Here is a 21,014-nt window from a genome sequence, read left to right on the forward strand (position 1 = left end):
CCATATCATGGCATCTTCCCGTGCGTGGCGCGTCGGGCCAATGTCGGCCCATGATCGATACACAGCCGACGCCGCCCGCCCGTATCGCCGTGGTAGAGGATGATCCGCTGGTGCGGCAGTATTTCCTCAAGACATTGTCTGCCGAAGCGGGCTTCGACGTCGTCGGGGTCGCGCCCGATATCCGTACTGCGCGCAGCCTGATCGCGCTGTCGCCAGACCTGTTCCTGCTCGATATCGGCCTGCCCGATGGCAACGGCCATGATCTGGTGCCGGTGATCAAGGCGGGGTGCGGCGCCAAGGCGCTGATCATCAGCAGTTTCGGAGACCGCGATACGGTGGTGCGCGCGCTGCGGGCGGGGGCAGACGGCTATCTGCTCAAGGACAGCGCGCCGCAGGTGATCGTCGATGGTATCCGCGTGACGCTGGACGGCGGATCGCCGGTCAGCCCGGCGGCGGCGGTCTATCTGCTCGATTTTCTGCGTGGTGCGGCCGACCCCGCAACGGCCGATGCCGCACCGGTGGCAAGCGAGGACCGGCTGACGCCGCGCGAAACCGATCTGCTGCGCGCTTTTGCCGGCGGTGCGAGCTACAAGGAAGCCGCGCGCCTGCTCGACATTTCCCCGCACACGGTGGGCAATCATGTCAAATCCATCTACCGCAAGCTGGAGGTCAACTCGCGCAGCGAGGCGATCCGCGAGGCGCGGCGCGGCGGGGAGCTGGGCGCGCGATAAGCTGCTCGCTGCCGGCTGTCCTGCGCGTTGACCCTCCTTGCGCCGCACGGCATGGGCAGTTCGCAAAAGGGAGAGCGGCATGAACTTCGACCTCGACGATGACCACCGGATGCTGGCCGATCTGGTGCAGCGGTTCGTGCGCGATCATCTGATGCCGCTCGAGCCCGCCGTGCTGGCGCGCGAGGCGGCCGGCGGGGATAGCGAGCTGACGGCGGACGAGCGCGCGGTGCTCGACGCGGTGTCGAAGGACATGGGGCTGTGGAGCCTCGACGCGCCCGAGGAGGTCGGCGGCATGGGGATGCCGCATGTCGCGCTGGTCGCGGTCAACGAGGCGCTGGGATCGACCGTCGCCAAATATACGCTGCCGCCGGATTCGCCCAACCTGATGATGCTGGCGAAGACGGTCAACGACCGGCAGCGCGAGGCCTATCTGGCGCCCTATGCGCGCGGGGAGACCATTTCCGCGATCGGCATTTCCGAGCCCGCCGCCGGCGCCGATCCGGCGGGGATGAAGACCAAGGCGGTGCGCGCCGACGATGGCAGCGGCGACTGGATCATCAACGGTCGCAAAATCTGGATCACGCGCGCGGACGAATGCGACTTCACCATCCTGATGGCGATCACCGACCCCGAAAAGGGGGCACGCGGGGGCATGTCTGCTTTCCTGGTCGACCGCGACGCACCGGGCTTCAACGTGCTGCGCCGCATCCCGATGCTGGGCGGCGAATATACCTATGAAGTGGCGCTCGACGATTGCCGGGTTCCGGGCTGGAAGCTGCTCGGAACCGAAGGACAGGGGTTCGGGCCGATGCAGGTGCGGCTGGGGACGCGGCGGATGGAGATGGCGGCTTGGTGCATCGGCGCGGCACAACGCGCGCTCGACATGATGACCGAATACGCCCCGCAGCGCGTGACCTTCGGCGAGAAACTGTCGCAGCGGCAGAGCATCCAGTGGTGGGCGGCGGATGCCGCGACCAAGATCCACGCCACCCGGCTGATGGCCTATGACTGTGCGTGGAAGCTCGACCAGGGCCGCGATGTGCGGCAGGAGATTTCCATGCTCAAGGTCTATGCCACCGAAATGGCCAGCGAGGTGATCGACAATGCGATGCAATGTTTCGGCGCAATGGGCATGACCAAGGAAATGCCGCTCGCGCTGCTGGCCGGACGCGTGCGCACAATGCGCATTTACGACGGGCCTTCGGAAGTGCATCGCATGGTCGTCGCCCGCAATCTGATGGATACCCGCCCCTGATGTCTCATACCCTTGTCCGAACCGATCATGGCCGCGTTGCCGAGCTGGTGTTCACCAGCGGCGCGAACAATCACGCAACCGTCGGCTTGCTGAAAGACATTGGTGCGGCGCTGGCCGGGATCGATGCCGATCCCGCGATCAGCGTGACCGTGCTGGCATCGGACGGCAAGCCCTTCTGCGGCGGCGCGGATCTCGCGACGCCGGGCGGGTTCGGCACCGACAGCGCCGATCCGATCCGCGAATTCTACGATCAGGCGCTGACCATTTTCGCGGCGCAAAAGCCGGTGGTCGCCGCGGTTCAGGGCGCGGCGGTCGGGGCAGGGCTGGGCCTTGCCGTCTCTGCCGATTTCCGGGTGGCGGCGCCCGAGGCACGCTTTGTCGGCAATTTCACGCGGCTGGGCTTTCATCCCGGCTTTGCCCTGACGGTGACGCTGCCGCGCCTGATCGGCCAGCAGCGCGCGCTGGAGATGTTCATGACATCGGCGCGCTACAAGCCCGAGGATGTCGCGGCCTGGGGGCTGGTCGACCGGCTGGCGCCGAGCGGGGGCGCGCGGGCGGGCGCGCATGCGCTGGCCGCCGAGATCGCGGAAAACGCGCCGCTGGCGCTGATCGCGACGCGCGCGACGATGAAGGCCGGATTGCTCGACGCGGTGCGCGCGGCACTGGCGCACGAGCATGCCGAACAGGCCAAGCTGCGTGCCACCGAAGATTATGCCGAAGGTGTGGCGTCGGTGTTCGAGCGGCGCGCGGCGAATTTCAAGGGGCGATAGGCGAGACGGCGCATTCCAGTTCCGTAGCCCTGAGCTTGTCGAAGGGCGCTTCTCATCACTGCGAAACGCCCTTCGACAAGCTCAGGGCTACGGGTTTCGGGCGGGCTGCCTATCCGAAGGCTATCGCGCGCAGATGCGCCGCCAGCTCCGCGCCATTGCGCTCCCAGTCGAACCGCGCGCGGGTCCGTGCCGCCAGCGCCTCGCGGTCGCGCGGCAGGGCAAGTACCTCGCGGATCGCCGCAGCCAGCGCCGCCGGTTCCGCCGCGGCGATCCGGCCGGCGTCGGGGCCGTCGATCAGCTCGTGCGCGGGCGGTATGTCGCTGAGCACCAGCGGCGTGCCACAGGCCAGCGCCTCCACCCAGGCGTTGGCGAGGCCCTCGCTGGCGGACGGCAGCACCATCGCATCGGCGGCACTGTAGAGGCTGGGCAGCCGGTCGTTGGCGATCGGCCCGAGCAGGCGGACGCGTGCCGCCATGCCCAGCGCGGCCGCCAGCGCCGTCAGGCGGCGGCTATCGTCACCGCTGCCCGCCATCAGATAGATGGTGTCGGGGGGCAGGTGGCGCATCGCGTCGATCACCAGCGCCTGGCCCTTGCGCGGGATGATTGCGCCGACGGTCAGAAGAACCGGCGCCTCGCCCTCGACACCCCATTCGGCGCGCGCTGCCGCGCGGTCGAGCGGGCGGAAGCGGGTCGCGTCGACGCCGGTGTAGTGCACGCGGATTTTGGCGGACGGCATCCCGGCGGTGACCATGTCGGCCTTGAGCGCTTCGCCGACGGCGAGCAGGCCTTGCGCGGCCTGTGCGGCGGCAAGGATCGGCGGGCCGGTGTCCGGGCGGTGCGTCCACAGCGAGATATCGGCACCGCGCGCCTTGACCGAGAAGGGCACGCCGAGGGCGCGGGCAAGCCGGTGCGCCGCCGGGCCATCGGGATGGAAGAATTGCGCGTCGATGACGTCAAGGCGTCCCTGCGCCTGCAGCGACCGGGCGATGGGCAGAACCGCGTGGGCGATCGCTGCGGCATTGGTGCGCGCGCCGAGCCGGGGGATCAGGGTGAAACGCGGGCGTAGCACGGTGAGGCCGCGCCAGCTTTCCTGCGCCGGCAGACCGCGCAGCGCGGCATAGCGGCGGTTGAGCGACAGTGGCCAGGGCGGGATGCCGAGCGGGGCGACGATGGTCACATCGACGTCCGGCTGGCGGGGTAGCGCCGCCAGCGAGCGTTCGACGAAAATGCCGAAATTGGGACGGGTGGCGTCAGGAAACAGCGTCGCGAGGCTGAGGACATGCAGCGGCCGGGGCGCCGCGTCAGCGCTCACGGGCCGAGCGTCCGCACCAGCCGGGCAGCCACCGCCGCCCATTCGGGCAGGGCGACGACCTGCTGCCGGCCCCCTTCGGCGAGCGGCAGCAGTTGCAGCTTCTCCCCGTCGAGCGCCAGCAGCCGGCCGAACAGGAAGCGGCCGGCCGGGCGCGGAATCAGGATGTCGCGGTTGAGTGCGGTGGCCAGCGCGTCGCGGACGATGCGACGGCACCACAGCATGTCGCCCGAGCGATAATCGCCCAGGCTGGCGGTAAAGCGCACCGCGACCATGCCGGGCTCGGCCCGCAGCGGCGGGATGCTCTCGTCATGGGTAGGGGCCTGCGCGCCATCGCTGCCGACCAGCGCGGCGACCGGCAGCAGTTCATTGTCGGGCATCTGCACCAGGTCGCGCCCTTCGACGCCGAGCGCATCGGCGATGCGGTTGAGCCAGCCGAGCGAGAGGGTGCGCGTGCCGGTCTCCAGCCTGCCGATGGTCTGCGCGGTGGTCGGCGGGCTGCAGCGCTGCGCGACCTCCTCCAGCGTCAGCCCTTTGGCGCGGCGCACGCTGCGAATGCTGTTGATCATCGCGCTCTCCCGACTTGATTGCGAACCATATCGGTTTTTTCTTTCCTACAGATATCACCATATGGCAAGAGTGATTCGTCGTCGCCATCGCAAAAAGGAGTCGCGCATGCCCCAACATCTTGCCACCCGACCGCATCCGGACAGCATGGGTGTCGGCACTGGCCGGTCGCCGCGGCTGGTGAGCGTCAATGTCGCAGAAAGTCCGCTGACCTGGCTGCATTCGCGGCGGCTGATCACCGATCGCCAATGCACGGCCGGCGAGGCGCTGCGGCGGGATTTTGCCCGCGCCGGGCTGGAGCCGGGGGTGACGATGCGCTGGGATGCGCCGCCCCCGGACGGCAGCCCGCGCGGGGCAAGTTACGATCACCGCAGCCTCGCCCGCATCGACGCGCATCGCCGCTTCCATGCGGCGCTGAGCGCGGTCGGCGCAGGGCTGGCGGATGTGTGCTGGCGGGTGATCTGCGCCGGCGAGCCGATGCAGGGCGCGGAGCGGGCGCTGGGTTGGCCGAGCCGGTCGGGCCGGGTGGTGCTGGGGCTGGCGCTCGACCGGCTGGCGGATTTCTACCGGTTGCCGGGGGGATGAGCTTCCTCCCCCAACGGGGGAGGGGGACCATGCGCAGCATGGTGGAGGGGCAGGTGCGGCGTTCGGTGGCGTCGCGTAACAACCGCGTGCCCCTCCACCACTTCGTGGTCCCCCTCCCCGTTCCGGGGAGGACCTACCCCAAGGCTTCGACCTCTTCCGCCAGCGTCAGCCAGCGTTCCTCGGCTGAGTCCTTCTCTGCCCGCAGGTGCTCCAGCTCCTTGGTGAGTGCTTCGAAGCGGGCAAAGTTTTTGGCGTAGAGATCGGGATTGGCGAGTTCGGCCTCTGCCTTGGCGATGGCCCCCTCCATCTTCTCGATCTGCGCCGGCAGTAGGTCGAAATCGCGCTGGTCCTTGTAGGATAGTTTCTTCTTCGGCCCGGTGGAATTGCTGGTGGCATTGGCAGCATTGGCGGCAGTGGCTGCCGCCTTCGCCGCTGTCACCGCGCGCGGGGTGCCCGATTTTTCGGCCTTCTTGCGCGCCTCCCAGTCGGCATAGCCGCCGGCGACGACATCGACATGGCCCGATCCGTCGAGCCCCAGCGTCACCGTGACGGTGCGATCCAGAAAGTCGCGGTCGTGGCTGACGAGGAGCACGGTGCCCTCATAATCGGCGATCACTTCCTGCAGCAGGTCGAGCGTTTCGAGGTCGAGATCGTTGGTCGGCTCGTCGAGCACCAGCAGGTTCGATTCGCGGGCGAATTCGCGGGCCAGCAACAGGCGCGACTGCTCGCCGCCGGAGAGGGTGCCGACGCGCGCCTCGCTCATGGTCGGATCGAACAGGAAGTCCTTGAGATAGCCCTTGAGATGCTTTTTCTCGCCACGCACCTCCACCCAGTCGCCGCCGTCGGCGACGATGTCGCGGACGCGCTTGTCGGGTGCAAGCAGCTTGCGCTGCTGATCGATGACGATGCCGTCGAGCGTTTTGGCGCGGGTGACGGTGCCGCTGTCGGGCTCGATCTCCCCGGTCAGCAGCTTGAGCAGCGTGGTCTTGCCGGCGCCGTTGGAGCCGACCAGGCCGATGCGGTCGCCGCGCTGGATGCGGAAGCTGAAGTCCTTGATGATCGGTCGGCCATCATAGCTTTTGCTGACATGCTCCGCCGTGATCACCGACTTGGTCTTGCTGTCGTCCTTGACCAGGCCGAGCTTGGCGGTGCCGGCGGGGGCGAGCATCGCGGCGCGGGTGGCGCGCATTTCGTAGAGCTTTTCCAGCCGCCCCTGGTTGCGTTTGCGCCGGGCGGTGACGCCGCGTTCGAGCCAGTGCGCCTCGATCTTCAGCTTGGCATCGAGCCGGTCGGCGTTGCGCGCTTCCTCGGCATAGACGGTCTCCATCCACGCCTCGAACCCGCCGAAGCCGATCGCCTTGCGACGGATGTTGCCGCGATCGAGCCACAGCGTCTCGCGGGTCAGCCGGGTGAGGAAGGTACGGTCATGGCTGATCGCGACGAAGGCGCCGGTGAAGCGCTGCAACCAGCCCTCCAGCCAGTCGATCGCGGCAAGATCGAGATGGTTGGTCGGCTCGTCGAGCAGCAGCACGTCGGGATCCATGGCGAGCGCGCGGGCGAGCGCGGCGCGGCGCTTTTCGCCGCCGCTCGCCGTCGCTGCGTCCCGGCCCATGTCGATGCCCATCTGGTCGGCGATGGCGGCGACTTCATGCGCGGCGGGCGCGTCGCTTCCCGCGACCGCATAATCCATCAGCGTCGCGCAGCCGGCAAAGCTGGGCTCCTGTTCGAGGAAGACGACGCGGGTGCCGGGGACGATGGTGCGCTTGCCCTCGTCTGGCTCGATCCGCCCGGCCAGCAAGCGCAGCAGCGTCGATTTGCCCGCACCGTTGCGGCCGATCAACGCCAGCCGTTCGCGCTCGCCGATGTAGAGATCGAGATTGCGGAACAGCCAGCCGCTGCCCTGGACGATGCCGAGATTTTCATATGCGAGGACGGGGGCTGCCATGATGGCGGGGGCTTTATGGCTGATGGGTGCGAAAGGGAAGGGTCTCGCGCCGAGGCGCGAAGGTCAGGGTGTGTAGCGGTTTCCCTGCGCCTCTGCGAGAAACCCTCCTTACCTGTCCCTGTCCTGCAAGGCCCATTCAGCGCCGCGCAAGCCCGCCACCCCTATTCGTTGCACCAACGCAACCCGAAGGGCGATTGCCCGTTACGAGGTGCGACACAACAGGAGTGACCTAGTGATGATCCGTCTCCCCCTCGCCGCCGCTGCCGTGGCGCTCGCCTTTGCAGCACCTGCCGTTGCGCAGCATTCAGCCCCGATGCCGGACCAGACCATGACCCAAGTCGATTCACCGCTCGTCACTTTCTCCATCACCGAGGAAATCCGCACCGTCCCCGATCGCGCCAGCATCGGTGCCGGCGTGACGACCACGGCGCCGACCGCTGTGGAAGCGATGCGCCAGAATGCGGCGGCCATGGACCGGCTGGTGCGGGCGCTGCGCGCGCGCAACATCCCTGCGCGCGACATCCAGACCAGCGGTATCACCCTCTCGCCGCAATATGATTATCGCCCGCAGGAGCAGGGCCAGCCGCCGCGGCTGACCGGTTATCAGGTCAGCAACCAGGTGCGGGTGACGACCGCGAATATCGCCGGGCTCGGTCCGCTGCTCGACACGCTGGTCGAGGCCGGCGGCACCAATCTCGACGGGCCGACCTTCTTCCTCGAAGACCCCGACGCCGCGCTCGAAACCGCGCGTGACACGGCGCTGCGCCGCGCCACCGAACGTGCCGCCCGCTATGCGCGCGCCGCCGGCTATCGCAGCGCGCGGCTGGTACAATTGAGCGAAGGCAATGCCTTCGTCGCTCCGCCGCCGATGCCGATGATGCGGATGCGCGCCGAGGCCGCCGATGCCGCGACCCCGGTCGCGCCGGGTGAGGTCAGCAACAGCGTGACATTGAACGTGCAGTATCGGCTGGAGCGCTAGGGTCAGGACCTTAAGCGCTTGCGCTGACCCCGGCATCGGCGGCACTGTCATCGTTCATTCGATGATGGAGTCGCCGATGCGCCGTTTTGCCTTGCCTGCCGCCCTCCTGGCGTCGCTCGCCGTTGCCGGCAGCGTCACTGCGCAGGCCCCTGCTACTCCGCCGACCGTTCCCGGCGTGCCCGATCCGTCGCGGGTCACCGCCGGCACCTATGCCACGGACCCTGCGCATACCCTGGTCGGCTGGCGGGTCAGCCATTTCGGCTTCAACGATTATTTCGGTCAGTTCGGCGATGTGCGCGGCACGCTGGTGCTCGATCCCGCCAATCCGGCCCGGTCGATGGTCAGCATCACTGTGCCCGTCAGCGGGCTTGCAACCGCCAGCAGTGGCCTGACCGCACATATGCAGCGTGCCGATTTCTTCGACATGACCAACCACCCGGAGGTGCGCTTCGTCTCGACCGCGGTGGAAGCCAATGGCGACCGCGCGCTGATCGCCGGCAACCTCACCATTCGCGGGGTGACCCGTCCGGTGATCCTGAGCGCGCGTCTGTCGGGCGCCGGGACCAACCCCTATAACCGCAAGGACACGGTAGGCTTTCACGCCACCGCGACCGTCAAGCGCAGCGATTTCGGCATGTCCTACGGCGTGCCGCTGGTCAGCGACGATGTCGAGCTGACGATCAGCGTGGCGTTCGAAAAGCAGCCGACGCCCTAGGGCCCATACCCTAGCAGCCGCTCAGCCCAGCAGGGCGTCGAGATCCACCGGGGCGCTCGCAGCCACCTCGAGGGCGCGGTCCTCTCCGTCCAGCCCGGCCTGCGCGAGGCGGAGGTCGCGCTCGGTCAGCAACGCGGTCAGGCGGGTGGCAGAGGCACGCACTAGTGCCGCCAGCCAGCGGTCGAGCAGCGGTGGGCCGTCTGCCGTAGCCAGGCTGAAGCCGTCGAGCAGTGGCGCGATCATTGCGGCGGGATAGAGATATTCGCCGGTCACCCAGCGGTTGGTGGCAAACCAGCGCAGGGGCAGGCCGTCATGGCCGATCGACAGACCGGCGACATGCACGGTCGACGGCCGCGGTCGCCGTGCTGCCGGTGGCGCAATCAATGGCTGTGCGCGGCGCGGCAAGGCGCGGCGGGCAAGGAAGATGTGGAAATGACCATGCTCGTCGGCCGCCCGGTCCCCGGGTTCATGGCTATGGTAATAATAGCGCGCGCCTGAGACGCGATCGACCGAATCGCGCGGCGGATAATGGTGCCAGCGCCGGGGCGCGGCGCCATCGGGCAGCAGCAGCGCCATCAAGCCGCTGCCGTGGTCGGCGATGGCCAGCGTTGCCTCCAGCAGGTCGGGGGCGAGGTGTGTCGACGGCATGACGTCAGCGGGCAAAGCGACGCGCCGAGCCGCGTCGCGGGCGCCATCAGTCGTTGCTGGCGACCACCGTGGGTGCGGCGGCGCGGGCAGCTTCGGCCTGCCGCGCTTCGGCGCGCGCGGCCTCCCGGGCGGCGCGTGCTTCGGCGCGGACAAGCCGACGGGCTTCGCGGCGGATGCGCTGATCGGCCAGCCGGGCTTCGCGCTGTTCGGCGGTTTCCTCAAGCCCGCGGTAACCGGACTGTTCGTTGTTGCTGTAGCGCTGGAAGCCGGCGCAGCAATTCGCCCGCGCCGGGCTTGAACCCGCAACGGCAGCGGTCAACCCGCCGGCGACGGCGAGTGCGGCGGTCAACGTTCTGGTGGTGTGCTTCATGCGACTCTCCTGGGACCAACAATGCCGACAATGGCCGGGTCACTACCCTGTTCGCCATGCGGCGCGGAAAAGTTGCAGGCCGCGTGTCTGGACAGCGCCGCGCTTTCGCGGCATGAGCCTGACGTAATGATCCGCACCGCGCGCCTTATCCTGCGACTTCCACGCCCTTGGGCGTGACCAACCGACTGCGCGCCTGACGCGCGGCGACACGGCCAAGGGCGAAACCGACACACCCAACAGCCTCGCGACGATACGGACCTCCTGCCATGACCATGCTCCGCAACCCCGGCGTCAAATACCGGCCTTTCCCGCAAGTGCCCTTGCCAGACCGGCAATGGCCCAGCCGCACCATCACCCGCGCACCGCGCTGGCTGTCGACCGACCTGCGCGACGGCAATCAGGCGCTGATCGACCCGATGGACGCCGACAAGAAGCGCCGTTTCTTCGACATGCTGGTCAAGATCGGGCTCAAGGAGATCGAGATCGGTTTTCCCGCCAGCGGCGCGACCGATTTCGATTTCATCTCCGGCCTGGTCCGCTCGGGCGCCATCCCGGACGATGTGACGGTACAGGTGCTCACTCAGGCGCGCGCCGACCTGATTGCCACCAGCTTCGACAGCCTGGCCGGCGCAAAGACCGCGATCGTCCACCTCTACAACGCCGTGTCGCCCGCGTGGCGCAGCCAGGTGTTCGGCATGAGCATGGCAGAGGTGAAGCAGATCGCCATCGATGGTGCCAAACTGCTGCGTGACAATGCGGCGCGGCTGCCCGGCACCGACTGGCGTTTCGAATATTCGCCCGAGACCTTCTCGACTGCGGAGCTCGATTTCAGTCTGGAGGTGTGCGCCGCCGTGATGGACGTGCTGCAGCCGAGCGCCGACAAGCCGCTGATTCTCAACCTGCCGGCGACGGTCGAGGCAGCAACGCCCAACATCTACGCCGACCAGATCGAATATTTCGGGCGCAACATTCCGCATCGCGAGCGTGTCGTCATCAGCCTGCACACGCATAACGATCGCGGCACCGGTGTCGCAGCGGCGGAATTGGGATTGCTGGCCGGGGCGGACCGGGTCGAAGGCTGCCTGTTCGGCAATGGCGAGCGCACCGGCAACACCTGCCTCGTCACCATCGGCCTCAACATGTACACGCAAGGGATCGACCCTGAGCTCGACTTCTCGGACATCGACGCGATCATCAGCACCGTAGAGCATTGCAACCAGCTGCCGGTGCACCCGCGCCACCCTTATGGCGGCGAGCTGGTGCACACTGCCTTTTCCGGCAGCCATCAGGACGCGATCAAAAAGGGCTTTGCCGCGCAGGCGGCGCGCAACGACCAGCTCTGGCAGGTGCCCTATCTGCCGATCGACCCGGCCGACATCGGCCGCAGCTACGAGGCGGTGATCCGCGTCAACAGCCAGTCGGGCAAGGGCGGCATCGCCTGGGTGCTCGAACAGGATCATGGCCTCAAACTGCCCAAGCGCCTGCAGGCGGATTTTTCCAAGCCGGTGCAGGACATGGCCGACCGCGAAGGGCGCGAGCTGAGCAGCGCCGACATCTGGCAGGCGTTTGAGACCAGCTATCTGAGCGAGGCGGACAAGCGCTTCACGCTGGTCGACTGGGAAGAGGGCCGCTCGGGCGCGGACCGCCTCTTCATCGGCACCATCCGCGTCGACGGCAGCGAAACGCGCCTGTCGGGGCGCGGCAACGGCCTGATGTCGAGCGTCATCGCCGCGCTGAGCGAGGCCGGCGGGCCCGATCTCGACATCGCCGATTACAGCGAGCACGCCATCGGCCACGGCAGCAACGCCCGCGCCGCCGCCTATGTCGAATGCCGTACCGCAGACGGCCGCACCATCTTCGGCTGCGGCATCGACGAAGACGTGGCGACGGCGAGCGTCCGGGCGATACTGAGCGCGGCCAACCGGGTGTGAGGGAGCGACCGCACGATCGCCCCCTCGTTTAGGCTCCCGGCTTCAGCGCACCGCAACCGCGCGGGCACCGGCTGCGCGGGCCGCGAGGGTGCGGATCTGGGCATGGCCGTCGGCGATCATCTCGGCCATGCAGGTGCGGCTGCCGGCGGTGATGCGCGGCGCGCCGCCGTCGCGGACGATGCAGGCGCGGCGGGCCGCGACCGTCAGGCGACGATCGATTTCGGCCTGATGCGCCGCGGCGGTGACATCGATACCGTCGAGCGAGACGCGGGCGGTGACACGCTCGATTTGCGAGGCGTCGGCGCTGACGGCTGCGGTGAGCGCCAGAAGGGTGAGCGAGAGGCTGTGGAAGGACATGGATCGGCTCCTGCTTGGGGCATCACGGGGGTGATGCCTTTCGCCTTTCGACGCCTCGCTCGCTCGATGATCCGGGTCCGGTCTGCCGCCGGTGCCTGCGCGTCTAGACGCGGTTGGCGACAGGGCGGAGTCGCGACAGCGGCAATATTATTTCAATCGAAAAGAATTTGGTTTCAGTCTTGCGACAGTCGCACCTCGGCAACCAGCGCGAGGATGGCGTCCGCGAGCTCGGCACGACAGATCAGCAGGTCGGGCAGATAGACCTGGGCGGCATTGTAGCGCAGCGGCGAGCCGTCGATGCGCGAGCAATGCAGGCCGTGCGCCAGCGCGACCGCGACCGGGGCCATATTGTCCCACTCATATTGCCCGCCGCTGTGGAGATAGATTTCGGCCTCGCCGCGCACCACCGCCATCGCCTTGGCCCCGGCGGAGCCCATCGGCACCAAGGCAGCGCCGAGCCGGTCTGCGACGGCGATGGCCTCTGCCGCCGGGCGCGAGCGCGATACCAGCATGCGCAGGGCGGAAGGCGCGGGCGGCAACGGGGCCGGGCGGTCGCTGCGCAGCACCAGGCCGCCGGCGATGCCGGGCAGCGCCACCGCGCCGACCAGCGGTGTGCCGTCGACAGCGAGGCCGACATGCACCGCCCAGTCGTCGCGCCCCTCGCCATATTCGCGGGTGCCGTCGAGCGGATCGACGATCCACACCCGCCGCTGCGCGAGCCGGGCAGAACTGTCCTTTTCCTCTTCGGACAAGAGGCCGTCGTCCGGGCGCTCGCGGCGCAGCGTGTCGACCAGATAGCGGTTGGCGATGCGGTCCCCTTCGGCGCCCAGCGGCTTGCCGGTCAGCCCGCCGCCGGCGCGCAGCGCGAGCAGCATGCGCCCCGCCTCTCCAGCCAGCGCGGCAGCCAGCGCGGCGTCGGCGGCAGGGCCGGTCATGCCAGCGGGAACAGGTGGCGGATGATCGCCTCTGCCGCCTCGGCCGGGGTCATCTCCACGGTGTTGACGCGGATTTCCGGCGCCTCGGGCGGCTCATAGGGGCTGTCGATGCCGGTGAAATTCTTGAGCGCCCCGCTGCGTGCCTTCTTGTAGAGGCCCTTGACGTCGCGGGCTTCCGCCACTTCCAGCGGCGTATCGACGAAGATTTCGACGAACTCGCCCTCGGGCACCATCGCCCGCACCATCTCCCGCTCGGCGCGGAACGGGCTGATGAAGGCGGTGAGCACGATCAGCCCGGCATCGGTCATCAGCTTGGCGACCTCACCCACCCGGCGGATATTCTCGATGCGGTCGGCATCGGTGAAGCCCAGATCCTTGTTGAGCCCGTGGCGGATATTGTCTCCGTCTAGCAGGAAAGTGTGGCGGTTCATCAGCCGCAGGCGCTTTTCCACCTCGTTGGCGATCGTCGACTTGCCCGATCCCGACAGGCCGGTGAACCACAGCACCAGCGGCTTCTGGTTCTTGAGCGCGGCATGCGCCTCGCGTCCGACGTCGGTGGCCTGCCAGTGGACATTCTGCGCGCGGCGCAGCGCGAAATGCAGCATGCCCGCCGCCACCGTCCGGTTGGTCAGCTTGTCGATCAGGATGAACCCGCCGAGCGTGTGGTTGTCGGCATAGGGTTCGAACACCAGGGGCTTGTCGGTGGCGATCTCGGCGACGCCGATCGCGTTCAGCTCAAGCGTTTTCGACGCCAGTTGCTCGAGCGTGTTGACGTTGACCTCATATTTGGGCGGCTGCACGGTGGCGGAGACCGTCTGCGTGGCCAGCTTCAGCCAATAGCCGCGCCCCGGCAGCAGCGGCTCGTCGTCCATCCACACCAAAGTCGATTCGAACCGGTCGGCCACCTCGGGCGGCGCATCGGCGGCGGCGATGACATTGCCGCGCGAACAATCGACCTCGTCCTCCAGCGTCAGCGTCACCGCCTGTCCGGCCACCGCCACGGGCAGATCCCCGCCCTGCGCGACGATGCGCGCGATGCGGCTGGTGCGACCGGAGGGCAGAACGCGCACGGCATCGCCGGGGCGGATGCTGCCGCCCGCGATCAAGCCGGCAAAGCCGCGGAAATCGAGATTGGGGCGGTTGACCCATTGCACCGGCATGCGGAACGGCTGCTCCGCGCTGGTGTCGCTGTCGACCGGCACGGTCTCGAGATGGTCGATCAGCGTCCGCCCGCGATACCAGGGCGTGTTGTCCGACAGGCTGGTGATATTGTCGCCGCGAAAGCCGCTGATCGGGATGGCGGTGAACTGGGTGATGCCGATCTCGCTGGCAAAGCTGCGGTAGCTCAGCAGGATGCGGTTGAAGACGCTCTGATCATAATCGACCAGATCCATCTTGTTGACCGCCAGCACGATGTTGCGGATGCCCAGCAGCTTGGCGAGATAGCTGTGTCGGCGGGTCTGCACCAGCACGCCCTTGCGCGCATCGACCAGGATGACGGCAAGGTCGGCGGTGGAGGCGCCGGTCACCATGTTGCGGGTATATTGCTCGTGCCCGGGGCAGTCGGCGACGATGAACTTGCGCTTCTCGGTGGCAAAGAAGCGGTAGGCGACGTCGATGGTGATGCCCTGTTCGCGCTCGGCGGCGAGTCCGTCGACCAGCAGCGCGAAATCGATGTCCTGTCCCTGCGTGCCGACGCGCTTGCTGTCGCTTTCCAGCGCCTCGAGCTGGTCTTCGAAGATCATCTTGCTGTCGTACAGCAGTCGCCCGATCAGCGTCGACTTGCCGTCATCCACCGACCCGCAGGTGATGAAGCGCAGCATTGTCTTGTGCTGATGCCGGTCGAGATAGGCGTGGATATCCTCGGCGATGAGGGTGTCGGCAACGAAAGCCCTCTCCCCTTCAGGGGAGAGGGTTGGGAGAGGGGCAGTAGGAGAGCTCAGCCCGTCGACTGCCCCTCTCCCCGGCCCTCTCCCCTGAAGGGGAGAGGGAGAAACATCGTCACCCATCAGAAATATCCCTGCTGCTTCTTCACTTCCATGCCTGCACCGCCGGCATCCTTGTCGATGACGCGGCCCTGCCGTTCGGAGGTGGTGGTCAGCAAGGTCTCCTGGATCACCTCCGCCAGCGTTGTCGCCTCGCTCTCCACCGCGCCGGTCAGCGGCCAGCAGCCGAGGGTGCGGAAGCGCACCGATCGTTCGACGATCTCCGGGCGATAACCCAGCACGCGTTCCAGCCGCTCGACATCGTCGGCCATGAACAGCTGGCCCTGCCATTCGAAGGTCGGGCGCGGCGCCGCGAAATAGAGCGGCACGATCTCGATCTGCTCCTTCATGATATATTGCCAGATGTCGAGCTCGGTCCAGTTGGAGATCGGGAAGACGCGGATGCTCTCCCCCTTGCCGCCGACCCGCGGGGCCTTGCGCGCATTGTAGAGGTTCCACAGCTCGGGCCGCTGGTTCTTCGGGTCCCAGCCGTGGCTGGCGGTGCGGAACGAGAAGATGCGCTCCTTGGCGCGGCTCTTCTCCTCGTCGCGCCGGGCTCCGCCGAAGGCGGCGTCGAAACCATGCGCATCCAGCGCCTGCTTCAACCCTTCGGTCTTCCACATGTCGGTATGCAGCGGGCCGTGGTCGAACGGGTTGATGCCGCGCTCCTGGGCTTCCGCGTTGCGATGGACCAGCAGTTCCATCCCGCAGTCGACCGCCATGCGATCGCGCAGCGCATACATCGCCTTGAACTTCCACGTCGTGTCGACATGCAGCAGCGGGAAGGGCGGTGGCGCCGGGTAAAAGGCCTTGCGCGCAAGGTGCAGCATCACCGCCGAATCCTTGCCCACCGAATAGAGCATCACCGGCTTGTCGGCCTCGGCGACAACCTCGCGCAGGATGTGGATGCTTTCGGCTTCGAGCCGGTCGAGATGGGTGAGGGGGGGAGCGCTGGTCATGATCAGGACCGAGCCATTACACGAGGCGCGAATGAGCGACAATCGAACCGCCGGTGTACCGTACGCCCCCGGCGCTGGCCGCCGGCGTTTGGGCGATGCTGCGGAACATATTGTTTTTACGTTATAATGCCGCCTGCCGATGGTGCCCGCCAGGGCAAGGGAAAGACGCGTTTAACGCCGCGATAGAATTACTGGCGGCCCGTTTGGGACGCGCCGGGACAGGGCGCGTCAGCGGTCCGGCCGGCAAGCCGGTCAGTGCGCCACCCCATCCGAGACGGCATAGGTCACCTCGTCGGGCCCCACCGCTTGCCCTTCGGGTGTCACCAGCGCCACGCGCAGAGGCGCGCCGGTGGTACGGCTGAGAATCTGCAGCGGCGAAGGCTGGTCCTGCAGGTGCCGGTCCCCCCATTCCATCAGCGCGATCAGGGGCAGGGCCAGTTCCTGTCCACGCGCCGTCAGGCGATACTCGTGCCGCACCCGCGCTGTGCCCTCGCGATAGGGATGCTTTTCGAGGATGCCGCTTTCGACCAGCGCCTTGAGCCGCGCGCTGAGAATACCGCGTGGCGCGCCGAGATCGCTGCGCAGGTCGTCGAAGCGGGTGACGCCATAAAAGGCCTCCCGGATCAGCAGCATGGTCCATCGATCGCCGAGCATGTCGCAGGCCAGCGCCATACCGCACCGGTCGCGCGGGACGGGGGCCGATCGAACGGTGCGCCTAGAGCTATCTGGGTTTGACATGGGAACCCAGATAGCTCAGACACTGCTGAGTTCCAAATAAGGACTTAGATTCGATGGCGCTGCGCCCACTCCCCCCGCTTCCCGACCCTGACCGTTTTGGCGGGCCAGGCTGGCTCGCCCGCGGTGGCGGCGTGATGACACGAGGGGAATGCATGCGCGGGCTTGCGATTGCCACGCGCCAGCAGCTGCAGAATTTCTGGCAGCGGCTGCTGCCCTTCCTGCAGCGCCCGGGCAGCGTCGAAGGCCTGCCCCCGGTGCCGGACAGCAAGCTGGTGCAGATTGCGGAGGAGGCAGCGCTGGCCCAAAGCCCGGTCCTCCTCGCCCACGGCTATCGCTCGGCGATTTTTGCCCGGGCGCTCGCACATGTCGATGGACGTGCGGTCGATCCGGAATTGCTTCACATCTGCGGACTGTTGCACGATGTAGGCCTGATGACGGATGTCGCGGGAGAGGATTTCACGGTGCGCAGCGCTGCCGCGGCACGCCAGTGCGCCTGCGACGCGGGCGAAGCGGCGGCGGTCGGCGATCATCTGGCCGATGCGCTGATCGCGCATACCAGCGTGGGCATCGCCCCGGAGGCCGATGGCGTGCTGGCCGCTTATACCCAATATGGCGCGATGGTCGATCTGACCGGTCTCCGGCTGGCGCATCTGCCGCGCGATTTCGTCGCCAGCGTGGTGCGCGCGCACCCGCGCGGCGCGTTCAAGGCCGAACTGCTGCGCCGTCTCGACAAGGAAGCACAGCAGGTACCGGGCGGTCGGTTCGCCTTTGCCGTGCGCGTCGGCTTCGGCCTTGCGGTGCGCCAGGCCCCCTATCCCTCATGAGCGGGGCGCACGCGATCGTCGACGGGTCTGCCGGCATGCGCCGCGAGGCGGTGCAGACGCTGGCGCTGGCCTTCCATGACGATCCGGCGCTTGGCTGGATCATCCCCGATTCCGCCGTGCGCCGGAGGCGGCTGCCGCGCTTCTTCGACTGGCTGTTTGCCGATCATCTGCGGCACGGGATGATACTCGCCGCGCCGGACCGTGCGGCCGTGACCATGTGGCGGCTGCCCGGCAAGGTGCATCATCACGATCCGCTGACGCCCGCCGAACTGTGGCGATTGCTGGCCATTTTCGGCCCCGCCATCCTGCGCGCCGATCGGGTCGGACGCCACCTCGCCCGCCATGTCCCCTCGGGCGAAGACCATCTCTACCTGCGCTACGCCGCGGTACGCCCCGATGCGCAAGGCAAAGGCTGGGGCGGACGCGCGATCCGCGCCGGCATCGCGGAGGCCAACCGGCTCGGCGTCGACGTCTGTCTGGAAACGGCCAAGCAGAGCAATGTCGCCATCTACCAGCGGCTAGGCTTTGCCATCGTCGACGAATGGCAAGTCCCCGCCGGCCCGCGCTTCTGGACAATGCTGCGCCAGCGGGACTGACCCGCAATGTGCGCGATCATGGGGATGGCTTGTCCGGATTGCAGGGGATGGTGGACGCACTAGGGCTCGAACCTAGGACCCGCTGATTAAGAGCGGAGCTTTGTGCCCTTTTCGTTCCTTTCCAATACTACGCCAAACTACGCTCAAAGGCTTGAAACGGTTGGAATAAATCCGCCGTGGATTACCCTTCGCTACGCCATCGTAATCCCGACATCTGATTACGTGGCGATTACGTGGACGAGCGCCAGATCATGCCGAATCAGTCAATCACACTGCGAACCATTCAGTCAGTCACACCGGACCCACATCGCGACATTTACGTGTGGGACCCCCGGCTGAAGGGCTTCGGACTTCGCATTACGCCAAGGGGAGCACAGTCGTTTGTGTTCCAGTATCGGGTCGACGGCGGGCCCGCGCGCCGCAAGACAATTGGGCCCGTCGGCAGTCCATGGACGCCAGCGACTGCGCGCAAGGAAGCCGAGCGGCTGCTGGTCCAGGTCTATCAAGGCATCGATCCGGTCGAAGCCAAGCGCGAAGCGAAGCGGAAAAAGGAGACGCTGAACTTTCGGACCTACAGCGAGAGGTTCGTTGAGCTGTATCTCAAGCCGAACTGGCGGGGGACGTGGGGCTCGGCGAATTGCACGATCAACAACGTGTTTATTCCGCGCTGGGGTAACCGACCCGTCCATGAGATCACCCGCGCCGACATCGTGAAGGTGCTGGACGAGTATTCCGATCGCCCTGCGCGGCGCAAGGAGATCCACTCGCTGTTGCGCAAGCTCTTCAACTGGGCGACCGACCGGCAGGATATCGATGTCTCGCCGCTTGCCGGGATGAAAGCGCCAAAGGCCGTCCCCTCTCGCCGCAGGGTGCTTAGCGACGAGGAAATTGTCGCTTTGTGGAGGGCGACGGAGAATTCCGGATGGCCGTGGGGGCCTTTTGTCCGGATGCTGATCCTGACGATGCAGCGGCGTCAGGAAGTGGCCGAGATGGACTGGTCCGAAATCGACCTCGATGCGCGCAGATGGACCTTGCCAGCCGATCGGGCGAAGAATGACCAGGAACACGTCATACCGCTGACGAGCCTCGCGCTCGCAGAGCTCCAGCTGTTGGGTCCGAAGCGGAAGGGCCTCGTGTTTACCACGACCGGGACCACCCCCGTCTCGGGTTTCTTCAAGGGACGGGCGGCGCTCCACAAGGATATGATCGCTTACCTGAAGGCCAAGCAGATCGAGGAGGGTGGAGATCCGGGGGACGTCGATGTTCCGAACTGGCGACTGCACGATATCCGCCGAACCGGGGCAACCCATCTCCAGTCGCTGCGAGTCCCGGTTGAGGTGACCGAAAGCGTGCTCAACCATATCAGCGGAACAAGGGCAGGGGTCGCCGGGATCTATAACCGTTACAGGTATGACGACGAGAAGCGCACCGCCCTGGATGCGTGGGACGCAAAGCTCCAGTCCCTTTTGTCGACATAGGACATTGGGAAGCGCGGTCGGAACCGCGAGCATGGCATGCTGCGCCCGCTAGCGATGCGCAAGGCCGCATGAGCATGGCGAGACTGATTGTAACTAGGTCATTGATCAAAGCGAACACGAGGGTATGGTCCCCTCAGTGACACAACGCCTCTTTCTCTATCTCGCGGCATTTTTAGTTGCGTTGCTCCCGATCGAGGCAACTTACGCTGCGAACGGTTGTGCACCTATGGCAGCGATGACCTCAGACGATAGCGACTGCGGTGATTGCATGGATAACGAGGGCGGGCAGTGTCAGAGCTATTGCCTCGCCTTGTGCCAGACGCTTCCAGCATCGCGCATTTTGCCGCTAGAAGTTCGCGATATTTCGTCACTCACGTTTCTTGCGCTTCTCGAAAAGTCTCCGGCTCTGCCTAACGGGGGGCCGGAACCGCCGCCTCCCCGAATGCTCCGCTGATCCACGCAATTCACTTTCAACGGAGATAACATCATGAAGAAGTACATTATCGCAGCAGCAGTGCTGCTTGGTTCCAGCTCGGCCGCTTTCGCCGCTGCGCCGGATTGTCCCCCGTCAGCACCAATGGCACAGATTTGAGGTTGTGATTTAAGGAGGGTTGGGGCTTCGTCGTAGTGACGAAGGAACGAAGATGAAGACCCAACCCTCCGTGAAAAAATCCCCTCCCAAGAAGGCCCCAGCTGAGCGGGTGGTCAAGGATATCCGCCGAGCAACCCGGCGCCATTTCTCTGCCGAAGAAAAGATCCGCATCGTGCTGGACGGCCTGCGTGGTGAGGACAGCATCGCAGAGCTGTGCCGCAAGGAAGGCATCGCCCAGAGCCTGTATTACACTTGGTCGAAGGAGTTTATGGAAGCAGGTAAGCGCCGGTTGGCCGGTGATACCGCCCGTGCCGCGACCACTGGCGAGGTGCAGGATCTGCGCCGCGAAGCCCGCGCCCTGAAGGAATGCGTGGCCGACCTGACGCTGGAAAACCGTTTGCTCAAAAAAAGCATGATCGCGGATGGGGGCGACGAAGAATGAGGTATCCCGCATCCGAGAAGCTCGAGATCATCAGGATCGTCGAGCAGTCCCACCTGCCTGCCAAGCGAACGCTGGACCAACTCGGCATCGCCCGGCGGACGTTCTACCGCTGGTATGACCGCTACCTCGCAGGCGGCCCGGAGGCGTTGGCGGATCGGCCATCGGCTCCAGGCCGGGTGTGGAACCGGATCGCGCCCGAGGTGCAGGACCAGATCGTCGAAATGGCGCTGGAGCAGTCCGAGCTGTCACCGCGCGAACTGGCGGTGCGATTTACCGATGAGCGCCAATACTTTGTGTCCGAAG

Annotated in this window: 20 protein-coding genes and 1 pseudogene; 11 read left to right on the forward strand and 10 right to left on the reverse strand. The window is 66.7% G+C overall.

Annotated features, from left to right (window positions below; genetic code table 11):
• Window positions 1–50 precede the first annotated feature (50 nt).
• The 3 genes from AC0QC4_RS13530 (at window position 51) to AC0QC4_RS13540 (ending at window position 2,756) form a co-directional block, all read left to right on the forward strand.
• The gene (locus AC0QC4_RS13530; protein WP_483660441.1) at window positions 51–731 is read left to right on the forward strand and encodes a response regulator; all 681 of its coding nucleotides are present in this window, start codon (window positions 51–53) and stop codon (window positions 729–731) included.
• Between the two features lie 79 nt (window positions 732–810).
• Window positions 811–1,986, forward strand: a complete 1,176-nt coding sequence (locus AC0QC4_RS13535; protein WP_483660442.1) for an acyl-CoA dehydrogenase family protein — start codon at window positions 811–813, stop codon at window positions 1,984–1,986.
• On the forward strand, window positions 1,986–2,756 hold the full coding sequence (locus tag AC0QC4_RS13540) for an enoyl-CoA hydratase/isomerase family protein (protein WP_483660443.1): 771 nt from the start codon (window positions 1,986–1,988) through the stop codon (window positions 2,754–2,756). Before AC0QC4_RS13535 ends, AC0QC4_RS13540 begins: the two co-directional genes overlap by 1 nt.
• A gap of 109 nt (window positions 2,757–2,865) precedes the next feature.
• Here AC0QC4_RS13540 and AC0QC4_RS13545 read toward each other — a convergent pair whose 3' ends face one another.
• On the reverse strand, window positions 2,866–4,068 hold the full coding sequence (locus tag AC0QC4_RS13545; protein ID WP_483660444.1) for a glycosyltransferase: 1,203 nt from the start codon (window positions 4,066–4,068) through the stop codon (window positions 2,866–2,868).
• Window positions 4,065–4,634 carry a helix-turn-helix domain-containing protein gene (locus tag AC0QC4_RS13550; protein ID WP_483660445.1) on the reverse strand — a complete coding sequence of 190 codons (570 nt, stop codon included), beginning with the start codon at window positions 4,632–4,634 and terminating at the stop codon, window positions 4,065–4,067. Before AC0QC4_RS13550 ends, AC0QC4_RS13545 begins: the two co-directional genes overlap by 4 nt.
• A gap of 106 nt (window positions 4,635–4,740) precedes the next feature.
• On the opposite strand from AC0QC4_RS13550, the gene AC0QC4_RS13555 reads away from it, so the two are divergent.
• On the forward strand, window positions 4,741–5,217 hold the full coding sequence (locus AC0QC4_RS13555; protein WP_483660446.1) for a DUF6456 domain-containing protein: 477 nt from the start codon (window positions 4,741–4,743) through the stop codon (window positions 5,215–5,217).
• Between the two features lie 133 nt (window positions 5,218–5,350).
• Here AC0QC4_RS13555 and AC0QC4_RS13560 read toward each other — a convergent pair whose 3' ends face one another.
• Window positions 5,351–7,162, reverse strand: a complete 1,812-nt coding sequence (locus AC0QC4_RS13560; RefSeq protein ID WP_483660447.1) for an ABC-F family ATP-binding cassette domain-containing protein — start codon at window positions 7,160–7,162, stop codon at window positions 5,351–5,353.
• A 235-nt stretch (window positions 7,163–7,397) separates the two neighbouring features.
• Here AC0QC4_RS13560 and AC0QC4_RS13565 point away from each other — a divergent pair, with 235 nt between their 5' ends.
• Both AC0QC4_RS13565 and AC0QC4_RS13570 read left to right on the forward strand, forming a co-directional pair.
• The gene (locus AC0QC4_RS13565) at window positions 7,398–8,141 is read left to right on the forward strand and encodes an SIMPL domain-containing protein (protein ID WP_483660448.1); all 744 of its coding nucleotides are present in this window, start codon (window positions 7,398–7,400) and stop codon (window positions 8,139–8,141) included.
• Between the two features lie 76 nt (window positions 8,142–8,217).
• A complete protein-coding gene (locus AC0QC4_RS13570) occupies window positions 8,218–8,856 on the forward strand; it encodes a YceI family protein (protein WP_483660449.1) in 639 nt (212 codons plus the stop codon).
• Between the two features lie 21 nt (window positions 8,857–8,877).
• On the opposite strand, the gene AC0QC4_RS13575 is transcribed toward AC0QC4_RS13570, so the two are convergent.
• Together AC0QC4_RS13575 and AC0QC4_RS13580 are read right to left on the reverse strand one after the other, a co-directional pair.
• Window positions 8,878–9,504 carry a DUF6969 family protein gene (locus AC0QC4_RS13575; RefSeq protein ID WP_483660450.1) on the reverse strand — a complete coding sequence of 209 codons (627 nt, stop codon included), beginning with the start codon at window positions 9,502–9,504 and terminating at the stop codon, window positions 8,878–8,880.
• 46 nt (window positions 9,505–9,550) lie between these two features.
• Window positions 9,551–9,874, reverse strand: coding sequence for a hypothetical protein (locus tag AC0QC4_RS13580; protein ID WP_483660451.1), 324 nt, complete (start codon window positions 9,872–9,874; stop codon window positions 9,551–9,553).
• Window positions 9,875–10,146: 272 nt separating this feature from the next.
• Here AC0QC4_RS13580 and leuA point away from each other — a divergent pair, with 272 nt between their 5' ends.
• Window positions 10,147–11,805 (forward strand): 2-isopropylmalate synthase, encoded by a 1,659-nt coding sequence (gene leuA / locus AC0QC4_RS13585; RefSeq protein ID WP_483660467.1) that lies wholly within the window; start codon window positions 10,147–10,149, stop codon window positions 11,803–11,805.
• Between the two features lie 42 nt (window positions 11,806–11,847).
• Here leuA and AC0QC4_RS13590 read toward each other — a convergent pair whose 3' ends face one another.
• The 5 genes from AC0QC4_RS13590 to AC0QC4_RS13610 form a co-directional block, all read right to left on the reverse strand.
• Window positions 11,848–12,162, reverse strand: a complete 315-nt coding sequence (locus tag AC0QC4_RS13590; RefSeq protein WP_483660452.1) for a UrcA family protein — start codon at window positions 12,160–12,162, stop codon at window positions 11,848–11,850.
• A gap of 173 nt (window positions 12,163–12,335) precedes the next feature.
• A complete protein-coding gene (locus AC0QC4_RS13595; protein WP_483660453.1) occupies window positions 12,336–13,097 on the reverse strand; it encodes a 3'(2'),5'-bisphosphate nucleotidase CysQ in 762 nt (253 codons plus the stop codon).
• Entirely contained in the window at window positions 13,094–15,106 is a 2,013-nt protein-coding gene (cysN, locus tag AC0QC4_RS13600; protein WP_483660454.1) for a sulfate adenylyltransferase subunit CysN, read from the reverse strand. The genes AC0QC4_RS13595 and cysN overlap by 4 nt, the downstream gene beginning before the upstream one ends.
• A complete protein-coding gene (gene cysD / locus AC0QC4_RS13605; protein WP_483660455.1) occupies window positions 15,106–16,041 on the reverse strand; it encodes a sulfate adenylyltransferase subunit CysD in 936 nt (311 codons plus the stop codon). The genes cysN and cysD overlap by 1 nt, the downstream gene beginning before the upstream one ends.
• 252 nt (window positions 16,042–16,293) lie before the next feature.
• The gene (locus AC0QC4_RS13610) at window positions 16,294–16,695 is read right to left on the reverse strand and encodes a winged helix-turn-helix transcriptional regulator (protein ID WP_483660456.1); all 402 of its coding nucleotides are present in this window, start codon (window positions 16,693–16,695) and stop codon (window positions 16,294–16,296) included.
• Between the two features lie 236 nt (window positions 16,696–16,931).
• Here AC0QC4_RS13610 and AC0QC4_RS13615 point away from each other — a divergent pair, with 236 nt between their 5' ends.
• The 4 genes and pseudogenes from AC0QC4_RS13615 to AC0QC4_RS13630 all read left to right on the forward strand — a co-directional run.
• Window positions 16,932–17,603, forward strand: coding sequence for an HDOD domain-containing protein (locus tag AC0QC4_RS13615; protein ID WP_483660457.1), 672 nt, complete (start codon window positions 16,932–16,934; stop codon window positions 17,601–17,603).
• Window positions 17,600–18,199, forward strand: a complete 600-nt coding sequence (locus tag AC0QC4_RS13620; RefSeq protein WP_483660458.1) for a GNAT family N-acetyltransferase — start codon at window positions 17,600–17,602, stop codon at window positions 18,197–18,199. The genes AC0QC4_RS13615 and AC0QC4_RS13620 overlap by 4 nt, the downstream gene beginning before the upstream one ends.
• A gap of 233 nt (window positions 18,200–18,432) precedes the next feature.
• Complete coding sequence (locus tag AC0QC4_RS13625; protein ID WP_483660459.1) at window positions 18,433–19,677, forward strand: tyrosine-type recombinase/integrase; 1,245 nt, start codon at window positions 18,433–18,435, stop codon at window positions 19,675–19,677.
• A 644-nt stretch (window positions 19,678–20,321) separates the two neighbouring features.
• A pseudogene (locus AC0QC4_RS13630) lies at window positions 20,322–21,014 on the forward strand (transposase); the annotation flags it as partial.

It is taken from the genome of Sphingomonas sp. jy18, from assembly GCF_056931895.1.